Below are 18,626 nucleotides of genomic sequence, written 5' to 3'. Positions count from 1 at the left end.
GCTAGAAGTTGCTGTAGACGAAGGAGGTTGAACCGCGGCCGGAGAGGAGTTCGATCAGGAGGACGACCGATGCGAGGCCGGCACCCTGGAGGACGAAGGGTGCTTGGCTGAAGAGTTCGACGCTGCGGTCGAACCATTTGGCTGGGATGGCGTGGAGAGCGACGCCGATGATCATGACGGCGAGCATGGGGAGGGTGATGTTGGTGACTGAGAAGGTCATGGAGCCGAGACGGGCAAGGACGGATTGGGCGGTGGCGACGTCGGGCGAACGGAAGAAGATCCAGGTGAAGCAGATGAAGTGGAAGGTGACGAAGATGCTGAGGTACCTGGCCCAACGCGGCATGGGGGTTGCGGGACGCTTGCCGTATTTGGTCTGGCGAATCTGTTGGAAGATGCGGTGGGTGGTGAGGGCGATGCCGTGGATGAGACCCCAGAGGAAGAAGGTCCAGCCGAGGCCGTGCCAGAGGCCGCCTAAGACCATGACGATGATGGGGTTGATGTAGTTCCAACCCTTCCACTTGCGGGAACTGGGGAGGGAGAAGTAGAGGTAGTCGCGGAGCCAGTTGGAGAAGGTGATGTGCCAGCGGCGCCAGAAGTCGGCGATGTTGAGGGACTGGTAGGGGCGGTTGAAGTTGTCGGGGAGGGTGAGGCCGAGGAGCAGGCTGACGCCCATGGCGATGTCGGTGTATCCGGAGAAGTCGAAGTAGATCTGGAGGGCGTAGGCGTAGACGCCGAGGAGGACCTCGGCTCCGCTGTAGAGGGTGGGGGTATCGAAGACGCGGTTGGCGATGTTGTTGGAGAGGAAGTCGGCGATGAGGAGTTTTTTGAAGAGGCCGGAGGAGATGAGGAGGAAGGCTCGGGCAGCCTGGGTCTGGGTGAGGGAGAAGGGTTGTTGGAGCTGCTTGACGAGGTCGGAGATGCGGTTGATGGGACCGGCGACGATGACGGTGAAGAGGGTGGCGGAGGTGAGGTGGGTGAGGTAGCTGCGGGTTCCTTCGCGGGTGCCGCGGAAGAGATCGATGGTGTAGGTCATCGACTGGAAGCAGTAGAACGAGAGGCTTAGCGGGAAGACCCAGCGGTAGAGTGGACCGAGGTCGATGAGTGCTACGGGGATGCACTTGGTGGAGGCGAGCAGTCCGACGTTGAGCAGGACGCTGACGGAGACGAGGACGCGGCGGCGAGGTGTCTGAGCGCGGGGGATGTTCTGGAGGCCGAGGCCGACGAGGAAGTCGATGGACGCGGCGGCGAGGAGGAGGATGGGGTAGAACCAAGCGAGGCGGGCGAGAAAGAAGAGGTTGGCGGCGAGGAGGAGGGAGAGGCGTGCTTGTTGCCAGCGGAAGCAGACCCAGAAGAGGGTGATGACGAGGGCGGCAAATGCGAAGTACGCCGGGCTGAGGGGCGACATGGTGGAGCTCCATCCGGGGCGGATTGCTGACGGAAGAGGACCTGGCGGCTTCCCTGTCCGATCGACGCTGGTGAGACGGTTGGCGGCGAAAAGGGGTGTTTTTGGGAAGATGCGACGGGGCCGCTTTCTACGCCCATCGTGACATGAGCCTGTGTGCGGCGCCGAAGGAAATAAAAAATCGGGACCCAGGTACCCCCTAAATTAGCCGTTTTGGAATTTGGCCGTGTTAACCCGCCTGTAATGTGCACTTAGGAGGGTGCGATTTTTAAGAAGATTTTTGGGGTGTCCAGGCAACCTGAAAACGGGTTGACAAGAGGCTTTGGGTGTGGTGAACCGGGGCTCATTTTTGTGGCGAAAAATTACTGTTTAATGCCGTAATTTCATATACTTAAGCCTATGGTTCTTACACCCGGAAACGAACGTACAGCAACGATGACAGGAAGGTGCCGGACGGCGTTTACGCTGGCTGCGCTGGTTGTCCTGTCGGCCTTTGCGAGCGACACCGCCACTCCGGCATCCGCCTACGCGGCGGAGACACCCGTGACGATGCATGATGTCAGCCCGGCGGAGATCGTGACGACCGTGCCTGTACCAAAGATCACGGTTCTAACCCGCATCAAGAGCGGATTTGCCAGTTGGTATGGCGAAGTCCTGCAGGGTCACCTCACGGCGAGCGGACGGCGGTTCGACAAGAATGAACTGACGGCAGCGCACCGGACCCTTCCATTTGGCAGCAAGGTGAAGGTGACGGATCTGCGCAACAAGCGGTCTGTGATTGTGACGATTACGGATCGGGGAGTCCTGTTCCCCGATAGGGTGATCGACCTGTCGCTGGGCGCGGCGAGACAGTTGAACATGGTCAGGATGGGCGTCGACCCGGTTCGGCTGGAGCTGCTGAGCTTTCAGAACTAGCTTCCGCTGAGCGGCTGGGTGATCTCTTCCCTGGCGTTTGGCGGATCTAACTCACTTCTAACTCTTTTACGCGCTTCAGATTTTCCACAGAGGCGATGCGTTCTTGCGCGTGCCCGGGAGGATCAGGCGTGCGCAGGGGCTCTTTTGTCTGTTGGTTAGACGGCTACGGGACAGATTCCGATGGGCTGCGATGGAGATTGGTGCCGGGATAGGATGGCTGTATGCCTGTCGATCTTAAACTGCAGACTCTTTTGGACGCCGCAAAGGCGTTGGGCCATCCACCGACACACGAGTTGACGCCGGAGCTGGCGCGACAGCATCGGGCGGAGATGATGGAACGGTTTGTGGCGATGCCGGAGTACGCCGGGGTACGGGTGGAGGCGAGGACGATTGTGGTGGAGGCTGAGGGCTCCGCTTCTGCTGATTTTGCTTCTCGGGGTGCTGGGAGGGAGATTGGGGTGCGGGTTTATACGCCGCCAGGTGGTGAGCGCGGGCCGCTGCCGGTGATGGTGTTCTTTCATGGTGGTGGGTGGGTGACGGGGACGCTGGAGACGCATGATCCTTACTGCCGGGCGTTGGCTACAGAGGCTGATGTGGTGGTGGTTTCGGTGGATTACCGGCTGGCGCCGGAGCATAAGTTTCCTGCAGCGGTGGAGGATTGCACGGCGGCGACAGAGTGGGTGCTGGCGCATGCGGGGGAGCTGGGCGGGGATGCGTCGCGGGTGATGGTGGGCGGGGATAGCGCGGGGGCGACGCTGGCGGCGGTCGCGGCTTTGCTGCTGCGGGATAAGGGGGTAACAGGGCTGGTGGGGCAGATGCTGCTGTATCCGATTGCGGGCTACTACGATCCGCCTACGGGGTCGTATCTGGAGAATGCAGAGGGGTATGGGCTGACGCGGAAGGCGATGATCTGGTTCTGGGATCACTACCTGAGCGATAAGGCGGAGGGGAAGGACTTTCGGGCTGCGCCGCTACTGGCGGCTTCGCTGGCGGGGTTGCCGAGGGCGTTTGTGGTGACGGCGGAGTATGACGTGCTGCGGGATGAGGGGCAGGCCTATGCGAGGCGGATGGCGGACGAGGGAGTAAAGGTGACGCACGTGTTTGTACCGGGGATGAACCATGCGTTTGCGGCTTCGGCGAATGAGTTTCCGTTTTTGACGCAGGCGAAGGATGTGTTGCGGCAGGCGGCGGGGTGGGTGAATGCGGGTTAGCGGTCCGGGCGGCTTAGCTGGGCTTTTTCGGGGTCCACTTCTTGCGGGTGGGTGGTGCCTCGGTTGATGCGGTTGGGGTGGTGGGTTCTGGGTCGGAGTCGCTTGCAGACGCTGGAGCGGCGGTCTGCATGGATTTGGGTTGCCACTTTTTACGTTCAGGGGATGGTGCGGCGGGCTGGGCGGCAGGCTGATCTGCTGGTGCGATGGGAGGGACTGAAGTCGGAGTGAGGTTTTGTTCGGGAAGTGAAGTCGTCGCTGACTTGGGTTGCCATTTTTTGCGCTCAGGGGATGACGGGGCCGATGGCGGTTCGACGATGGGAGTTTGAGCGGGGGCAGGGGTTGTCGGGGTGGTTGGAACGTCTGCTGGTGGTGTGGCGGTAGAGGCTTTGGGTTGCCACTTCTTGCGTTCGGGAGAGGGGGATGTTGGAGTCGCGGTGGCGGCTGGCGGCGCTTCGCTAATGGCGGCGGTGGTGAGAGGTGCGGGGATTGGTTCCGGTGTTGGCGATGGGGCGGCGATGGCTGGGGCGGTTTCGATTTGCGGGGGTGGTGCAGGGGTAAGGCCTTTGCTGCGGCGGACGCCTTCGAGGAGGAGTTCGGCGACGTCTTTGATGGTGATGTCTTCGGATGCGGCTTTGCTGGGGGTGCTGCCAAGCATGCTCTTGCAGAAGGGGCAGCCTACGGCTAGGACTTTTTCTCCGGTGGAAGGGGCGAGGGTCTGCTGAACTTCGCGAAAGCGGTTGTCGGAGATGCGCTCGTCTCCCTCTTCCTCTTCTTTCCAGAACTGGGCTCCTCCGGCTCCGCAGCAGAAGGAGTTTTCGCGGTTGCGGGGAAGTTCGGGGGTGGAGTTCGAGAGGATGTGGAGGAGGTTGCGGGGTGGCTCGTAGACGTCGTTGTGGCGGCCGAGGTAGCAGGGGTCGTGGTAGGTGATGGTGGCTTCGCTGGGCGTGGGGGTGAGGCGCTTGGTGGCGACGAGGGTTTCGAGGTACTCGGTGTGGTGGAGGACCTTGTAGTCGCCGCCGATCTGCTTGTACTCGTGGCCGATGGAGTTCATGCAGTGGGGGCAGCTGGCTACGATGAGTTTGGGCTGGACGGTGTTGAGGGTGGAGACGTTCTTGTCGGCTAGCTGGCGGTAGAGATACTCGTTGCCGGCGCGGCGGGCGGAGTCTCCGGTGCAGCACTCTTTTTTGCCGAGGACGGCGAAGTTGACGTCGGCGTGTTGCAGGAGTTCGACGAAGGCGCGGGCGGTCTTCTGCGCCTGGGGATCGTAGCTGGCGGCGCAGCCTACCCAGTAGAGGACGTCGGGGGTGGGGTTTTCGTCGGTGGTTTTGACGTTGAGGCCGTCGGCCCAGGCGAGGCGCTGCTCGTGGTTGATGCCCCAGGGATTCTGGGCGCGCTCCATGCCGCGGAAGGCGGATTGGAGCTGCGAGGGAAACTCGCCTTCGATCATGACCTGATTGCGGCGGATGTCGATGATGTCGAGCATCTGCTCGTTTTGTGTGGGGCAGACCTCCATGCAGGCTCCGCAGGTGGTGCAGGCCCAGGCGGCTTCGGGGGAGAGGGCGAACTGGAGGAGGGGGTGGGGGCTGGCTTGTCCTTTTTCGAAGGGGGCAGGAGTGAGAGCGAAGGGGCTGTGCTGGGCGGCGAGGTCGTTGAGCTCCATGCGCTTGTTGATCTCGAGAGCGGCGGGGCTTAAAGACTTGCCGGTGGCGGTGGCGGGGCAGACGTCCTGGCAGCGGTTGCACTGGATGCAGGCGTAGGCGTCGAGGAGGCGAGGCCAGGCGAGGTCTTCGAGTTTGGCGGCACCGATGGTCTTTGCGTTGGCTTCGTTACTTTCTGATTCGAGGTCGAGGGCTGCGGGTGGAAGGACGCCGGAGGTGGGTTCGCGGGCGACGAGGTACTTGGCCGGAGCCATGAAGATGTGGATGTGTTTGGTGTAGGGGAAGTAGGCGAGGAAGGCGAGGACGGAGCCGAGTGCTCCCCAGTAGCCGAAGATGCGGAGGGCTTCGGCGTGGGCGGGGTTGATGAGGTGCGAGAGAGCCGTGGCGAAGGGTTGGAATCTGTCGGGGCCTTCGAGGGCGATTTTGGCTGCCGCTCCGATGGCTCGGCTGCCGACGTGGAAGAGGATGAAGGCGGAGACGATGAGGGAGTCGGTGGGGATCTTGCGGCGAAGGACGTCGGGGTGGAGGAGGGTGCGGGGGTTGAAGCGGAAGTCGGTACGGCTGGGGAGAGCGAAGCGGCGGATCACGAGGGCGATGACACCGAGGAGGACGAGGAAGCTGAGGATGTCGGCGAGCAAGGTGTAGGCCACGATGAGGAAAATAATGGCGATGGCGAGTGAGAGGAGGTTCGAAGAAAAGCTGATGCCTTGTGGTATGAGAACGTAGCCTTCGATGGCGTCGACGATGTTAACAAGACCGTAGAAGACGAAGCCGTAGAAGATGAAGGAGTGGAAGAGGCCGATGGTGGGGCGCTTTTTGAAGGTACGGCTCTGGGTGAGGGTGGTGATGAGCGCGTAGCCGATGCGGACGGGGAGTTGGTTGAGGCGGGGTTCGGGGTCGGGAGTGCCGCGGCGGATGCGGAGGTAGAGGCGATAAAAACCTTGCGCTCCGAGGGCGAGGGTGACGGCGGCGAAGAGGAGGAAGGCGATCTTGTGGGGGAGTGGAAGCATTGTGCCGGCACCGCTCGCTTCTTATCGGATGATTATTTTTTTAACTCAGTGAGGATGGCGGGAACGAGTTGGGAGACGTCGCCTACGATGCCGTAGTCGGCGATCTTGAAGATGGGGGCTTCGGCGTCGCGGTTGATCGCGACGATGGTCTTGCTTTTGTTCATGCCCGAGAGGTGCTGGACCGCGCCGGAGATGCCGATGGCGATGTAGGTCTTGGGCTGGACGGTCTTGCCGGTCTGGCCGACCTGTTCGGCGTAGGGGCGCCAGCCGGCGTCGACGATGGCGCGGGTGGCTCCGACGGCTGCGCCGAGATGGTCGGCGAGGGCTTCGACGTATTGGGTGAAGCCTTCAGCGCTGCCGACGCCGCGGCCTCCGCTGACGACGATGTCGGCTTCGGTGAGGCCGACGCGGGAGCTGCGTTCGATGTTCTTGCCGGTGACTTTGAGGCGCGGGGTGGGAAGGTTGAGATCGACGTCGAACTGCTCGGCGGACTCGGTGCGTGGAGTGGCCGGGGTGTAGATGCCGGGTTTGATGGTGACGACGGCGATGGGTGATGTAGCTTCGATGGTCTCGGTGACGCGGGCGAGGTAGGTGTAGCGTTGGGCGGTGAGGGTGTCGCTGCTGGCTTTGAGGCTGATGACGTCTTCGAGGAGCGGGGCGTCGAGTTTGATGGCGACGCGGGGGCTGTACTCGCGGCCGCTGCGGCTGGCTCCGATGAGGATGACGCTGGCTTCGCCTTCTGTGGCGATCTGGGCGACGGCGGCGGACCAAAGCTCGGGGTCGTACTGGGCGAGGGCGGGTAGATCGGCGACGAGGACCTGGTCGGTGGCGCGGGCAATCTCGGCAGCGATGGGGGCTATGTTGCTTCCCTCTCCGCCTCCCAGAACGAGGGCAGTAATGGAGGTGTCGCCTCCTTTTTGGTGGGCGAGTTCGCGGGAGGCAGTGACGATCTCCCAGGTGCTCTTGCTGACTTTGCCGTTGGCGTGCTCGACGACGATGAGAATCATGCGATCACCCTGGCTTCGTTGCGGAGTAGGTCTACAAGCTGCGCGGCGGCGGCTGGAGCGTCTTTGCCGTCGAGGATCTTGTTGAGACGGCTTTTGACCTGGATCTCAGCGGCGAGGAATTTGAGTTTGGGGGTGACGTTGAACTGGTCGAGGGACTCTTTGCGAAGCTCTTTTTTCTTGGATTTCATGATGTTGGGAAGTGTGGGGTAGCGGGGTTCGTTGAGGCCCTGCTGGGTGGTGACGACGGCGGGGAGTTCGAGGGTGAAGGACTCGCTGCCTTCGTCGGCGTCGTGTTTGCCGGTGAGGGTTGTGCCGGAGAGTGTCAGGGCGGAGGTCCAGGTGGCCTGGGGCCATTGGAGGCGCTCGGCGGTGGCGGCGGCGAGGGCGTGGGAGTCCCAGTCGGCCTGCTGGCCGCCGGAGAAGATGAGGGTGGCTTCTTCCTGGGTGGCGATCTGGGCGAGGACCTTGCTGAGGGCGATGGGGTCGAGGCGGAGATCGGTTTCGACGTGGATGGCGCGGTCGGCTCCCATGGCGAGGGCGGTGCGGAGGGCGTCCTGGGTGCGGGCGGGGCCGACGGCGATGGCGATGATCTCAGTTTCGACACCTGACTCGCGGAGGCGCAGGGCCTCTTCGACGCCGTACTCGTCCATGGTGTCCATGACGAGCTTGCTGTTTTCGAGGGCGACGGCCTGGTTGGTGATGCGGACGCTCTCTTCGGCGTCGAGAACCTGGCGGAGGTAGGTCAGTATGCGCATGTATTCTCTATGCTCTCTGTGTTCACTTCATTATCCATGGCGTTCATTTTAGGCGTTCGTTGTTGCGCCGTTTGGATGGCGAGGCCTTTGCTGGAGGCGGATTGCCCTGACGGGGGAAGGATACTGAATGGATATTCAGAAAGTCAACGAAGGGCTTGGAAGAGGCTCAAAGGATGTGGCCTGACGGCCGGTCGCCCTGCGCGGGCGGCGATCACTTCGTGATTTGTGTATCCCTCGGGTGCCGCTCCCGATGGTCGCCATAATCTTGTGCCGACCATCGGGAGGGCCGGGCGAAGCGGTATACACCCCACGAAGTGGGCGCTCGCCGCGCAGGCGCCTAGTGGCTGTGGGAGGTTTCGGCGGTGCGGGGGTGGGGTGCGGCTCCGCCTGGGGCGAGGAGTGTCTCCTGGATGTGCATGGCCTTGGCCCAGGCCTGCCAGCGGTTGTAGGAGGCGAGGGCAGCCAGGGCGTGCTTATGGGCGGGTTCAGGCTCGCCGATCCCGGCGAAGAAGTGGGCGGCACGCTCCTGCACTAAGGCGAGATCGTGGAGGAAGCCGCTGGCTTCCGCCGAGGCGACCGCATCCTGGTAGGCGCGGGCAGCGGTGGAGGGCAGGGTGCGCTGGCGGCAGAGTTCGGCGTGGATGAGGTCGCGTTTGTGGAGGAAGGTGGAGGGGCTGAGGGTGGACCAGTCGGTGAAGTTTTGCAGGAGTTCTGCGGCGGCCTGGAAGAGGGGTTGACGCTCTTCGGGCTGGACTTCGAGGGCGCGGCCGAGAGCGGCGAGGGCGCGGTAGAAGGCGAAGTCCCACTCGACGACCTGGCCACGGAAGGCGGCGAGGAGAGGGAGAGCCTTTTCGGAGTAGTCGAAGGCGGTCTCGTAGTCGCCGTAGAGATAGTGGAGGCGCATCTTCGCGACGTAAAAGTAGCCCATCTGGTTGAAGTTCGAGGTGGCGAAGATGGAGGCGAGGTCGCGGTCTTCGTCGTAGGTGTCGTCGGTGAGGCTGAGGCGGCGACGTGTGCGGCCCATGAGAGCGAGGGCGAGCTGGCGCTCCAGCATGCAGTGGAAGGCGGAGATGAGGACGCGTCCACGGACGATGGCGAGCTGTGCGTCGGCGGCGTGGACGATCTCGTCCAGCGGAGGGCCGGTGAGAGCGAGATACATGACGCTGGCTGCGGCGCTGAAGCAGCCGTAGAGGAGATCGTTGCCTTCGGTGGCTTCGAGGCCGAGGCGTGCGCCCTGCTGGGCCAGAGCGATGTTGGTTTCGAGCGGGTTGAGCCAGTGGTTGATGAACCAGGCGTGGAGGAAGGCCACCGAGGGACTGATGGCCTGGTTGAGGCGCTGATCGAGATCGATGGCGAGGCAGCTGAACTCGTGGGCGAGGCGGACGTTGCCGGTCATGGCACGGACGACGGCGGCGTACATGGCAACGACGGAGGGGGCGTCGCTGCCTACGCCATGGGTGAGGGTGAGGAGAAAGGATTTGAGGACGCAGAGGGCGAAGAGCTCGGGCTTCTGGCTGATGTGCGCTGCGGGGCCGATGAGTTGCAGGATCTGGATGATGCGGGCGGTGTGGGCGTCCTGGAGCGGGGGGAGATTGATGAGTTCGGCGGGGGGGCGGTTGGCAAGGGTTGCGCCGATGGACTGCATCTCGGCCCCGATGGCGGCTCCCTGCCCTGCGCGATCTTCCGGCAGATCGAGGCCGAGCTGGCGGGCGGCGTCGGAGGCGAGTTCGGCGGCACGTTCGGGAACGCCGACGGAGAGCATCTGCATGGATGAGGCGAGGAGATACCGGGCGGCTTTGTCGGGGACTCCCGCTTGTTTCCAGAGAAGCGCCTGGGCGTGGATGAAAGCGGGGTCGGTGTCGTGGAGCTGCTCGATGGCGGTGGCGGCGCGGAGGCTGAGCTCGCGGCGATCGAGGGGGTCGAGCTCGTCGAGGACGGCTTCGCGGAGCTTGTTGTGGGTGAAGCGCCAGCCGTAGCCGTGGCCTTCGAGGATAGCTGCGTTGCCGCAGACGATGAGGAGCTGATGAAGATCGAGGGCGGGGTCGGCGGCGCGGAGGACTTCGAGGTCGATGTCGCGGCCGAGAACGGCGACGAGCTGAATGGAGCGCTGAGCCCAGGCGGGAAGGCGCAGGAGACGGCGTCGGACGTAGGACTGCATGCCGTCGGAGAAGACGCTGGCGGGAAGCATGTCGGCGGAGATGCGGTCGAGACGGCCGGAGTCTTCGGCAAGTTGGCGGACGGCTTCGACGAGGAAGAAGGCGTTGCCTTCGGTCTCGCGTTCGAGGAAGGAGAGCAGGATGGGGTTACTGCCCATGGCTGCGCCGAGCATGGAGACGGACATCTGGCGGATCTCCGCGGGACTGAAGCGCGGGATGTGAAGGACGCGCATTCCCTGGCTCTGGGCGGCAAGCTGCGGGCTCTCGTTGTCGCGATAGGAGGCTACGACGAGGAGCTTGCCTTTGGGGGCGAGCTGGGCCAGACGGAAGAGAAGCTTGAGACTTTCGCCGGCGACGTGACAGTCTTCGACCTCGAGCAGGATGGGATCGGGGTGACGGGCGAAGAGCTCGACGATGACCTCGAACAGGCGTTCGGAGAGCACCTGTGGATCGAAGGCGAGGATGTTGGGGATGTTGTGACCGAGGATGCGCTCGATCTCGGGGAAGACGGTTTTGAGGACGGCAGCCTCTTCGTCGTTGATGCCGGCGACGAGGGCGAGGCGGAGGACGCTATCGCGAATGATGGAGTAGGGTGCGCCTGCTTCTTCGGCTCGACCGCGGAGGACGAGGAAGCCTTCGATGTGGGCGCGGGAGCGGAGTTCGTCGAGGAGGCGGGATTTGCCGACGCCGCCTTCGCCGCCTACGAGCCATCCGCTGCCGTTGCCTGCGGCTGCTTCGTGCAGGGCGATGAGGAGCTGGGAGAGCTCCTCGGTTCGTCCGGTCATGGGGGCGGCCTTGAGATAGCTCTCGCGGTGGGCGGAGGTCTCGTGGGGAATGTCCATGCCGGCAGCGAGGGCGAGGTCGGCGAGGAGGCGTGAGGCGTCGGTGTATCCGCGCTGAATGGGATCTTCGGCGAGGAGGCGCTGGATGATCTCTCCGACGGCTCCGTTGGCTTTGAGCGGATGAGGCTCGGAGGCGTGACGGCGATTGCGCTGTTGGGCACGGATCTGGGAGAAGGACTTTCCGGTCAGCATCTCGCAGGCGATGGCGGCGACGGCGTAGAAGTCGCTGGCGGGGGTGGGCGGCGCGCCGAGAAGAACCTCGGGGGCGATGAAGTCCGGGGTTCCGGCTACAGTGTCATCGGAGAGGCCGGAGACGCCGAAGTCGAGCACGGTGACGTGGTTATTGGTGACGAGAATGTTGGAGGCTTTGAGGTCGCGATGAACGACACCGTGGCGATGGAGGTAGGAGAGGGCTTGGAGGATCTGGAAGAGGAGATCGAGCTGGAGCTGGAGCGGCTGGCCTTTGGCCGCGCTGACGACGGTCTGGGCGTTGGGAAGCAGCTCCATGGTGAAGAAGGGCAGGCCGTTGGTCTGGAAACCGTAGTCGAGAACGCTGACGATGTTGGGATGACGAAGCGAGGAGAGGACGCGGAACTCGGAGGCGAGGGCAAGCATGTTGCGTGCGCCTGAGGAGGTTTGGGTGAGGACGCCGGTGCGGATGGTGGAGTGAGGCGAGGTGATCTGGAGATGAGTCTGAGAGTAGAGCGGCTGGGAGCGATTAAAGCTGATGATGGGCATCTGGAGGGTGCGCTTGAGAGCGACGATCTCTCCGGTGATGCGGTCGTGCGAACGAAAGACCTCACCCATGCCGCCGATGCCGATCGACTCGAGGAGCTCGTATCTTCCGCCAATTCTATCTGTGATCATGTATTCCCTTACCTTACGGGTGGGCCAAGGTAAGAGCAATTATTTCAGTTTCTAAATGACAAAGAAAAGACACTTTAGGGTAAGTGCTTTACGGTTGTTGTCGTTGCAGCAGGACGGCGTTGGCGTGCATGTCCGGGCCAAGGGCGAAGAGAACGAGATTGGGTTGGGTGATGGGTTCGTTTTTTACGGACCAGGCGAGGGTTACGGGGATGTTGGCGACTGTCATGTTGGCGAACTGTTTGATGGTCTCGATGAACTGCGCGGGCTGGATGGCCTCCTGCCAGGCGGTGAGCAGGGTTTGAGAGGCCTGGTGGGTGATGAGGGTGATCTCGGAGGCCTGAATGCGATTGCGGGCGAGGAGATCGAGCACTGCGGCGGGGGCTGCTTTGCCGCCAAAGCTGCCGAAGGCGGTGAATCCTGCGGGGGTGATGTGGAAGACGGGGTTGCTCCAGAGGTGGGAGTGGCCGCCGATGGGAGGGTTGATGTCGTAACGCGTGCCTTGGGTGAACATGGTTCCGAAGTTGGAGGAGTCGGTTAGGGTGCACTGGTCGATGACCTGCCAGAGAGTGGGATCGCTGGAGAGGCTGAGGACGGCGGCTCCGGCTCCGTCGGCGGCGGAGATGGACTGGACGGTGTGGTAGTCGACGTGGCGGGTCCAGTTACCGGCGACGGCGATGAGGATGGTCTGGGCTCGGCCTGCGCGGATGAGCGCGTCGGCAAAGACGAGGCCAGCGTTGAGATTGGAGAACTCGTTATTGAGAGGGACGACCCAGGTGCGCGCGGGGAGTCCGAGGCGTTCATGGAGAAGGCAGAGGTCGTTGGGATCGGGCCAGGGGCTGATGGAGGCAAAGCCCAAGAGGATGTCGACCTGCGAGGGCTCGATGCCGGCGTCGTCCATGGCTCGACGAGCGGCGGGGATCATGATGGTCATGAGATCTTCGTCCGGACTGAGGACGCGGCGCTGATCGTACCCCTGGAAGGGATTGCCGGGTGTGGGATGCTCTTTCAGCCAGTCGAAGATGGGGTCATCGTTGGTGCGGATGGCGGCGGGGACGGAGTAGCCGAGGCCTGTGATCCTCGGCTGCAGGTTTGATGTTGCCGGTTGAGGAGATGAGGCTGCGTACTGTGGCTCTTGCTGTGGCTCTAACATGGAGGCTCACTTTTTTTGTTTTGTTTTGTGGGGTGGTGGATTGGGAGTAATCCAGGTGGGGGCGGGAAGGCCGAGGCGCTTCTGCAGGACGATCTCTGCGGTCTGCAATGCGCCTTCGACCCAGGTCTGGTTGGTGGAGTAAGCTTCGCCGCAGATGTAGCAGGGGAAGTCTGCGACGGGTTGGGTGATGTCTTCGAGAACCTCCCACGACTTGTAGCCGCGATTCCAAAAGTGGACGCCGCCACCGTAGGGATCGGCGGACCAGTCCATGAACGCGGCTTCGAGCGGCTCGGGAGCGTACTGGACGTTGTGCATCTGGACGAGCTGGCGGTGCATCTCCTCGACCATGAGTTTGGGCGCGGGGTGGTCGTCCCAGTTTTTGCGCAGGAGTTTGGAGAAGTCGTCGGTGGGTGCGGCGGCGTTGGGCATGGGCTGGCGAGCGAACAGGGCTGCTGGTGTGGCTGCGGCCTTGAGGCGATGCGGGAGTGAAGGGTGATGTCTGGCTGGAGCTCCGGCGAGGCCAGCCCAGAAGTCGACGTTGAGCAGATCGTTGTAGGCCATGATGAGCGCGTTGCCGGTGGGTGAGGGTGCGCTGCCGTCGGGTTCGACTGGCCAGTAGAAGCATTGGCGGATGGGGATGTCGGTGAGGGAACGGCCCTGCGAGACGCCGACCGAGGTCCACCAAGGATAGGCGTAGGCGACGAAGAGCTTGTAGAGGGGGATGGGCTCGACGGAGTTGATCAGCGTCTGGACGTGCGGTGCCCTAGCGGGGTCGAGGACCGGGCCTTCGGGCTTGAGGAGCTCGAGGGAGCGGCGCGGCATGGCGAGGATAACGGAGCGAGCCGTGACGGAGGGGCGGCCGTCGCTGAAGTGAAGGATGACGCCGGTGGTGTTGTCGTCGAGGGTGATCTGGTCGAAGCCGGAGAGCCACGAGTTGGGGATGACCTCGCCGCCGGCTGCCTTGAATTTTTTCTCGAGGGTCCAGGGAACAGCATCGTAGCCCTGGTTGAAGAGGTAGTACTTTACGCCGGGGGTGAAGTCGAAGTACTCGGCGAGGAGATCGACGGCGTTGGCGTTGGAGCCGAGGCAGTCGTAGCCGACGAGGGTGCGGGCGATGGAGTAGGCCTCGGGCGTCATAGTGCGGGCGAGGAGGTTCCAGAAGCCGTGTTCGTAGAGGGGAGTTCCGTCGACGATGGCGTTGCGGAGATACTCGCCGAGGGCTTCGCCGGTGAGATGGTTGACGCCGGGAAGGAGCTTCGCTGCGGCCCAGCCGATGAGGGCGCTGGGAGTATTTTGGCGGACGAACTCGGACTCGGCCCAGTCCAGATCGTATGGGAGGTCGGATGGAGTCTTCAATTCGGAGAGGCGCAGGTGCTGGCGACGGAGATAGGCTATGTTTTCGTCGCAGTCGACGACCTGCTCGAAGCGCGGAAGCTTGAGCTCGTTCTCGACGAGGCTGCGCACCAGGACCTGCGAGGAGACGTAGCGCATGCCGCCGATCTCGGTGACGGTGTTCTTGAAGCCGGGAGGACGCGCGGAGAGGAGACGTCCGCCGATGCGGTCGCCGCCCTCGAATACGGCGACCTTGAGTTTTTTCTTTTTTGGCGCCCACTTCTTCAGGGTCTTCGATTGCGAGGGATCGGCTGTGATGAGACGCCAGCCGGAGTAGATGCCGGAGACACCGCCGCCGATGATGGCCACGTCGTATTGCGGAGAGGAGTTGCTCATGGAAGTACGCTCGCTTTCGCTATTGAGTGACAGGTGGATTTGGGGCAGGCGGTTTGGGCGGGAAGAAGGGGTCTAACGCGGTGCGGTTGATGCGGGCGACGACGACCTGAGGCTTGTTGTGGTTGTTGGCGCGGTCGAGGATGGTGGGCATGAGAGCTGTGAGCTGAGCCGGATCTTCGATGAGGTAGGCGTCGGCTCCGAGGCCTTCGGAGAATTTGACGAGGTCGGGAGTGCCTAGCTGATAGAGGTGGTCCCAGACGTCGGGATCTTTGGCGTCGGGGTAGAGATAGGTCATGCCCTGGGTGACCATGTGGAGGTCGTCGTCCTGGAGCACGACCCAGATGGCTCCGATGTTGTAGGTGGCGGCGGTGGAGACCTCGGAGCCGTGCATCATGAAGGCGCCGTCGCCGACGAGGCCTACGCAGGTGCGGTCGGGGCAACCCATCTTTGCGCCGATGACAGCGCCGACGGCGAAGCCCATGGGTCCCATTGCGAGAGCGCTGTGGAGCTGCATGGGCGCATCGACGACGAAGTAGTGAAGGCCCCAGCCGACACAGTTGCCAGCGTCGAGCATGATGGTGGACTCGCACGGGAGGGTTTGCTGGAGGACGCGCACGAGGGCTGCGGGTTCGATGGGAGCGGAGTTGGAGGCGTACTGGCTGGGGCTGTAGAAGGGTGAGTGCTGCTTGATGGCGGCGAGGGTCTTCCTGCGGTTTTGAACATCGGCTTCGACTGGGGGAATCTCTTTCGAGAGGGTGTGGGCTTCGCGGATGAATGCTCCGACTTCGCCGACTACTCCGAGGGTGATGGGGAAGGCTCGGGCGATGGCGTTCTGATCGAGATCAACCTGGATGAAGGAGCCGGTGGGAACGAGGATGGGATTCCAGTTGTTGGTGGAGAGACCGCGGAGTCCCGTGCCGAGGACGAGAAGGGCGTCGTAGGCGGGTTCTTCCGCGGGCTGCATCCACATGGCGGGCCAGAGGCAACTGGCGCAGCCGTAGACGCGCAGGGAGAGCTCGTGGGTCTCGGGGAAGATGCCCTTGCCGTCCGGGGTGGTCATGATGGGGATGGCGTATCGCTCGGCGAAGTGGGTGAGGGCTTTGATGGTTGCGGGATCTTGTAAGACTTCGCGGCATCCGCTGCCGAGGAAGATGAGGGGACGCTTTGCAGTGAGGAGTTGCTGGAGGGCTTCGCGGACACGGTCGCGGGATACGCCGTCGGGCGTGGCGCGATATTGCGCGGGCGAGGTGGGGATGGATATGGAAGGGATGACCTGGGTGGGAACGTTGTTGGGGACGCTGAGATGCGTGGCGTTGCGCGGGATGGAGAGGGCGTCGCGCAGAGCCTGTTCGATGAGGACCTGGACGTCGGATTGGTCGGTCAGCTCTACGCTGTACGCGGTGGCCGCTTTGTAGATTGCGCTGATGTCGAGGCCGAGATCGGCGCCCTCCTGCAGGTAGCCTTTGCCGAAGAATTGTTCGGCGACCTCGCCGGTGATGGTGAGCATGGCGCTGCCGCCAGCCTGGGCGTTCATGGCACCGGTGAGTGCGTTTGTAGCGCCAGGGCCGGTGGTGACCATGACGACGCCTAGTTTGCCGGTGGCGCGGTAGTAGCCGTCGGCGATGTAGGCGGCTCCGGTCTCGTGACGGCAGACGATGTAGGTGAAGCGATCGCGCTGGTTCTTGAATTCGACGAGCAGATTTGCGATGCCGCCGCCGGGAATGCCGAAGACTTTATCGACACCTTCGAGCGCGAGATAACGTAGAAAAACCTGCGCTACAGTGAGATTTTGTGAGGGAACCAAGTGAAGAGAAGCAGTAGACGTTGCCATATATCCCTTCCGTGCAGGGTGCAGCCGTGGCCGCATGGGTACTTATAAACAGACGTGAGGAGAGTTGGGAGAAGAACAGGCACTTTTGCGATCGTATTTTCAACTTCGCCGATTATCACATGCTTTTGTTAACGCGATATATGTTTCCTTGCAGTACTGGAGTGTCTCTTTTTGTTCCTGAATGGATGGACCATATTTGTTCGGCGGTACTAGACCTTTAAGCCGATGAGTCTCATCAGCTCGATGCCGTTGCTCTTGGTGACGACGCCGTCCTGCAGCTTGAAGTCGAACTTCATCTTGCCGTTCTCGATCTCATCCTGGAGGTGGACGTTGCGCAGGCGGGGATCCGCGTGTTCGCCGATGTTGGTGAGCGCGAGATCGTGAGTGCTGATGAAGCCAATGGCACCGCTGCCGAGGAGAGCACGCACGACGCCTTCGGCGCCGATGAGGCGGTCTTTGGAGTTTGTCCCCTGGAGGAGTTCGTCGAGGAGGAAGAGGATTGGAGGTCTGGTTTCGGCGAGGTCGCAGATGTGGCGCAGGCGCGTGATCTCCGCGTAGAAACGGGAGCTACCTTCCTGGAGAGAGTCGTTGATGAGGATGCTTGCGCCGATATGTAACGGAGTGAGTTGCATACGTTGTGCGCGGACGGGAGCGCCCGCCATAGCGAGGACGGTGTTGATGCCGACGGCTCGCATGAGTGTGCTTTTGCCGGACATGTTGGAGCCGCTGATGAGGAGAACCTGCGTTTTACCGCAGATGCTGACGTCGTTGAGGACGCACTTTGCGGATGGAATGAGGGGGTGGCCGAGGCCTTCGACTTGCAGGCAGGGAGACCCCGTGACGATCTCGGGGAAGGGATCTTCGGGATGCTCGTAGGTGTATGCGGAGAGGGATAGAAGCGCTTCAATGTCGCCGATTGCGTTGAGCCAGGACCGGACTGCGGCTCCGTGAGCGCTGCGCCAGGCCTCGGCCGCGTAGGCGGTTTGAACGGTGTAAAGGAGCGGGATGTCGAGCAGACGCATGATGGGGTTATCAAGCGAGTGAATGTAATCGACGATAGTTCGCAGGCGGGCGATGGCCTGCGAACCGGAGAGATAGTGGGAGGAGAGTTGCTGCTTAATGGCCTGGAGACGCGGGGATTCGAAGTGTTCGCGTTCGATGCGGGCGAGGAGAGAGGAGAGCAGTTGGAGGTCTTCGAGGGCGTGTCCAGTAGATTGGAGGACCTTCGCGGTCTTCTTTCGCAGAGCGGCCGTGATGCAGCTTTCGACGATGACGATGGCGAAGAACGCGGCCTTTGTTCCTAGTTCCGCCCATACGATGGCTGCGGCGATGGCTGAGAGTGCGAGCAGAAGAGAGAGCCAGCGAAGCCAGGGGTGAGAGAGTTCGTTCGGTGCTTCGGCCCACTCGGTGAGGGCCTGGGGGTGGACGCTTACCTTGAGGTCTTTGCCGAGGATGGCTGCATCCTCGCGGAGGTCAAGTTTGGTGCGGAGTTCGGAGAGCGCGGCCTGGCGCTGGAAGATCTCTGCGGCCGGCGCTGGGGCGAGGAGCCAGTTGGCGAGTGCGCCTTCGCCCATGCGGGTGCGGGCGAGTGAGAGGAGCTGGAATAGGCTTCCGGGGCCGAAGAGATCGAGGTCGGTGGCGTAGAGGCTGGAGTGAATGTCTATGTGGGACGGGGCTTGGCCTGCGTTTGGCTGGGTTGTTTCTGTCCAGCGATCTTCGATGCGGGCGAGGCCATTGCGATAGAAGGCGACGGCGCGTTCGGCGCAGGAACGGCGCTGCAGGAGCTTAGCGTGGAGGATGGCGATGACGAGGAAGAGAAACAAAGGGGATAGGAGCCACCATAGCGAGAAGGCCTGGCGGTAGAGGGAGAACCAGGCTGCGACGAGGGCGGCGATAACGAGGAGAAGGCGGAGATTACCGAAGCGGAGGTGGGATTTTTCGAGTTGTGCGACGCGGAGTTCGCGGGTTTGCTGGCGTTTTTTGTACTCTTCGGACGGGGACGAGCTGAGGGGATGCACAGAGGTCATTATCGCTTACCGCTGCCGCTTCCCTGCTCTGCGCTGCTTTTGTGTGCGAAAAAATGTGGGTGTGGTG

11 protein-coding genes are annotated in these 18,626 nt (G+C 62.6%); 2 read left to right on the top strand and 9 right to left on the bottom strand.

All coding sequences use genetic code 11. The features are described 5' to 3' along the window. Position 1: 1 nt before the first annotated feature. The gene (locus GSQ82_RS17055) at positions 2-1,405 is read right to left on the bottom strand and encodes an MBOAT family protein (RefSeq protein ID WP_158793376.1); all 1,404 of its coding nucleotides are present in this window, start codon (positions 1,403-1,405) and stop codon (positions 2-4) included. 432 nt (positions 1,406-1,837) lie between these two features. Between GSQ82_RS17055 and GSQ82_RS17050 the strand changes: the two genes are divergently transcribed. Together GSQ82_RS17050 and GSQ82_RS17045 are read left to right on the top strand one after the other, a co-directional pair. After that, positions 1,838-2,317 carry a septal ring lytic transglycosylase RlpA family protein gene (locus GSQ82_RS17050; RefSeq protein ID WP_158793375.1) on the top strand — a complete coding sequence of 160 codons (480 nt, stop codon included), beginning with the start codon at positions 1,838-1,840 and terminating at the stop codon, positions 2,315-2,317. 221 nt (positions 2,318-2,538) lie between these two features. Continuing rightward, a complete protein-coding gene (locus GSQ82_RS17045) occupies positions 2,539-3,528 on the top strand; it encodes an alpha/beta hydrolase (RefSeq protein ID WP_158793374.1) in 990 nt (329 codons plus the stop codon). 13 nt (positions 3,529-3,541) lie between these two features. Here the strand turns inward: GSQ82_RS17045 and GSQ82_RS17040 are convergent, their stop codons facing one another. From GSQ82_RS17040 to GSQ82_RS17005, 8 genes are all read right to left on the bottom strand, one after another. After that, positions 3,542-6,196, bottom strand: coding sequence for a heterodisulfide reductase-related iron-sulfur binding cluster (locus GSQ82_RS17040; RefSeq protein ID WP_174243087.1), 2,655 nt, complete (start codon positions 6,194-6,196; stop codon positions 3,542-3,544). A 32-nt stretch (positions 6,197-6,228) separates the two neighbouring features. Beyond that, entirely contained in the window at positions 6,229-7,203 is a 975-nt protein-coding gene (locus tag GSQ82_RS17035) for an electron transfer flavoprotein subunit alpha/FixB family protein (RefSeq protein WP_158793373.1), read from the bottom strand. After that, positions 7,200-7,958 (bottom strand): electron transfer flavoprotein subunit beta/FixA family protein, encoded by a 759-nt coding sequence (locus tag GSQ82_RS17030; RefSeq protein WP_158793372.1) that lies wholly within the window; start codon positions 7,956-7,958, stop codon positions 7,200-7,202. The genes GSQ82_RS17035 and GSQ82_RS17030 overlap by 4 nt, the downstream gene beginning before the upstream one ends. A 337-nt stretch (positions 7,959-8,295) precedes the next feature. Beyond that, complete coding sequence (locus tag GSQ82_RS17025) at positions 8,296-11,823, bottom strand: serine/threonine-protein kinase PknK (RefSeq protein WP_158793371.1); 3,528 nt, start codon at positions 11,821-11,823, stop codon at positions 8,296-8,298. Between the two features lie 88 nt (positions 11,824-11,911). Beyond that, the gene (locus GSQ82_RS17020) at positions 11,912-12,973 is read right to left on the bottom strand and encodes a 3-oxoacyl-ACP synthase III family protein (protein ID WP_158793370.1); all 1,062 of its coding nucleotides are present in this window, start codon (positions 12,971-12,973) and stop codon (positions 11,912-11,914) included. Positions 12,974-12,979: 6 nt separating this feature from the next. After that, positions 12,980-14,701: an FAD-dependent oxidoreductase gene (locus GSQ82_RS17015; protein ID WP_158793369.1), complete on the bottom strand. Its 1,722-nt coding sequence runs from the start codon at positions 14,699-14,701 to the stop codon at positions 12,980-12,982. 19 nt (positions 14,702-14,720) lie between these two features. Beyond that, on the bottom strand, positions 14,721-16,532 hold the full coding sequence (locus GSQ82_RS17010; protein WP_158793368.1) for a thiamine pyrophosphate-binding protein: 1,812 nt from the start codon (positions 16,530-16,532) through the stop codon (positions 14,721-14,723). A 209-nt stretch (positions 16,533-16,741) separates the two neighbouring features. Further along, complete coding sequence (locus GSQ82_RS17005) at positions 16,742-18,559, bottom strand: mismatch repair protein (protein ID WP_158793367.1); 1,818 nt, start codon at positions 18,557-18,559, stop codon at positions 16,742-16,744. Positions 18,560-18,626: the final 67 nt, after the last annotated feature.

This window comes from Granulicella sp. L60 (assembly GCF_009765825.1).
In the GTDB taxonomy this organism is placed as follows: domain Bacteria; phylum Acidobacteriota; class Terriglobia; order Terriglobales; family Acidobacteriaceae; genus Edaphobacter.
The sequence above is the reverse complement of the archived record's forward strand: the minus strand, read 5'-3'. Positions and strand labels throughout refer to the sequence as shown.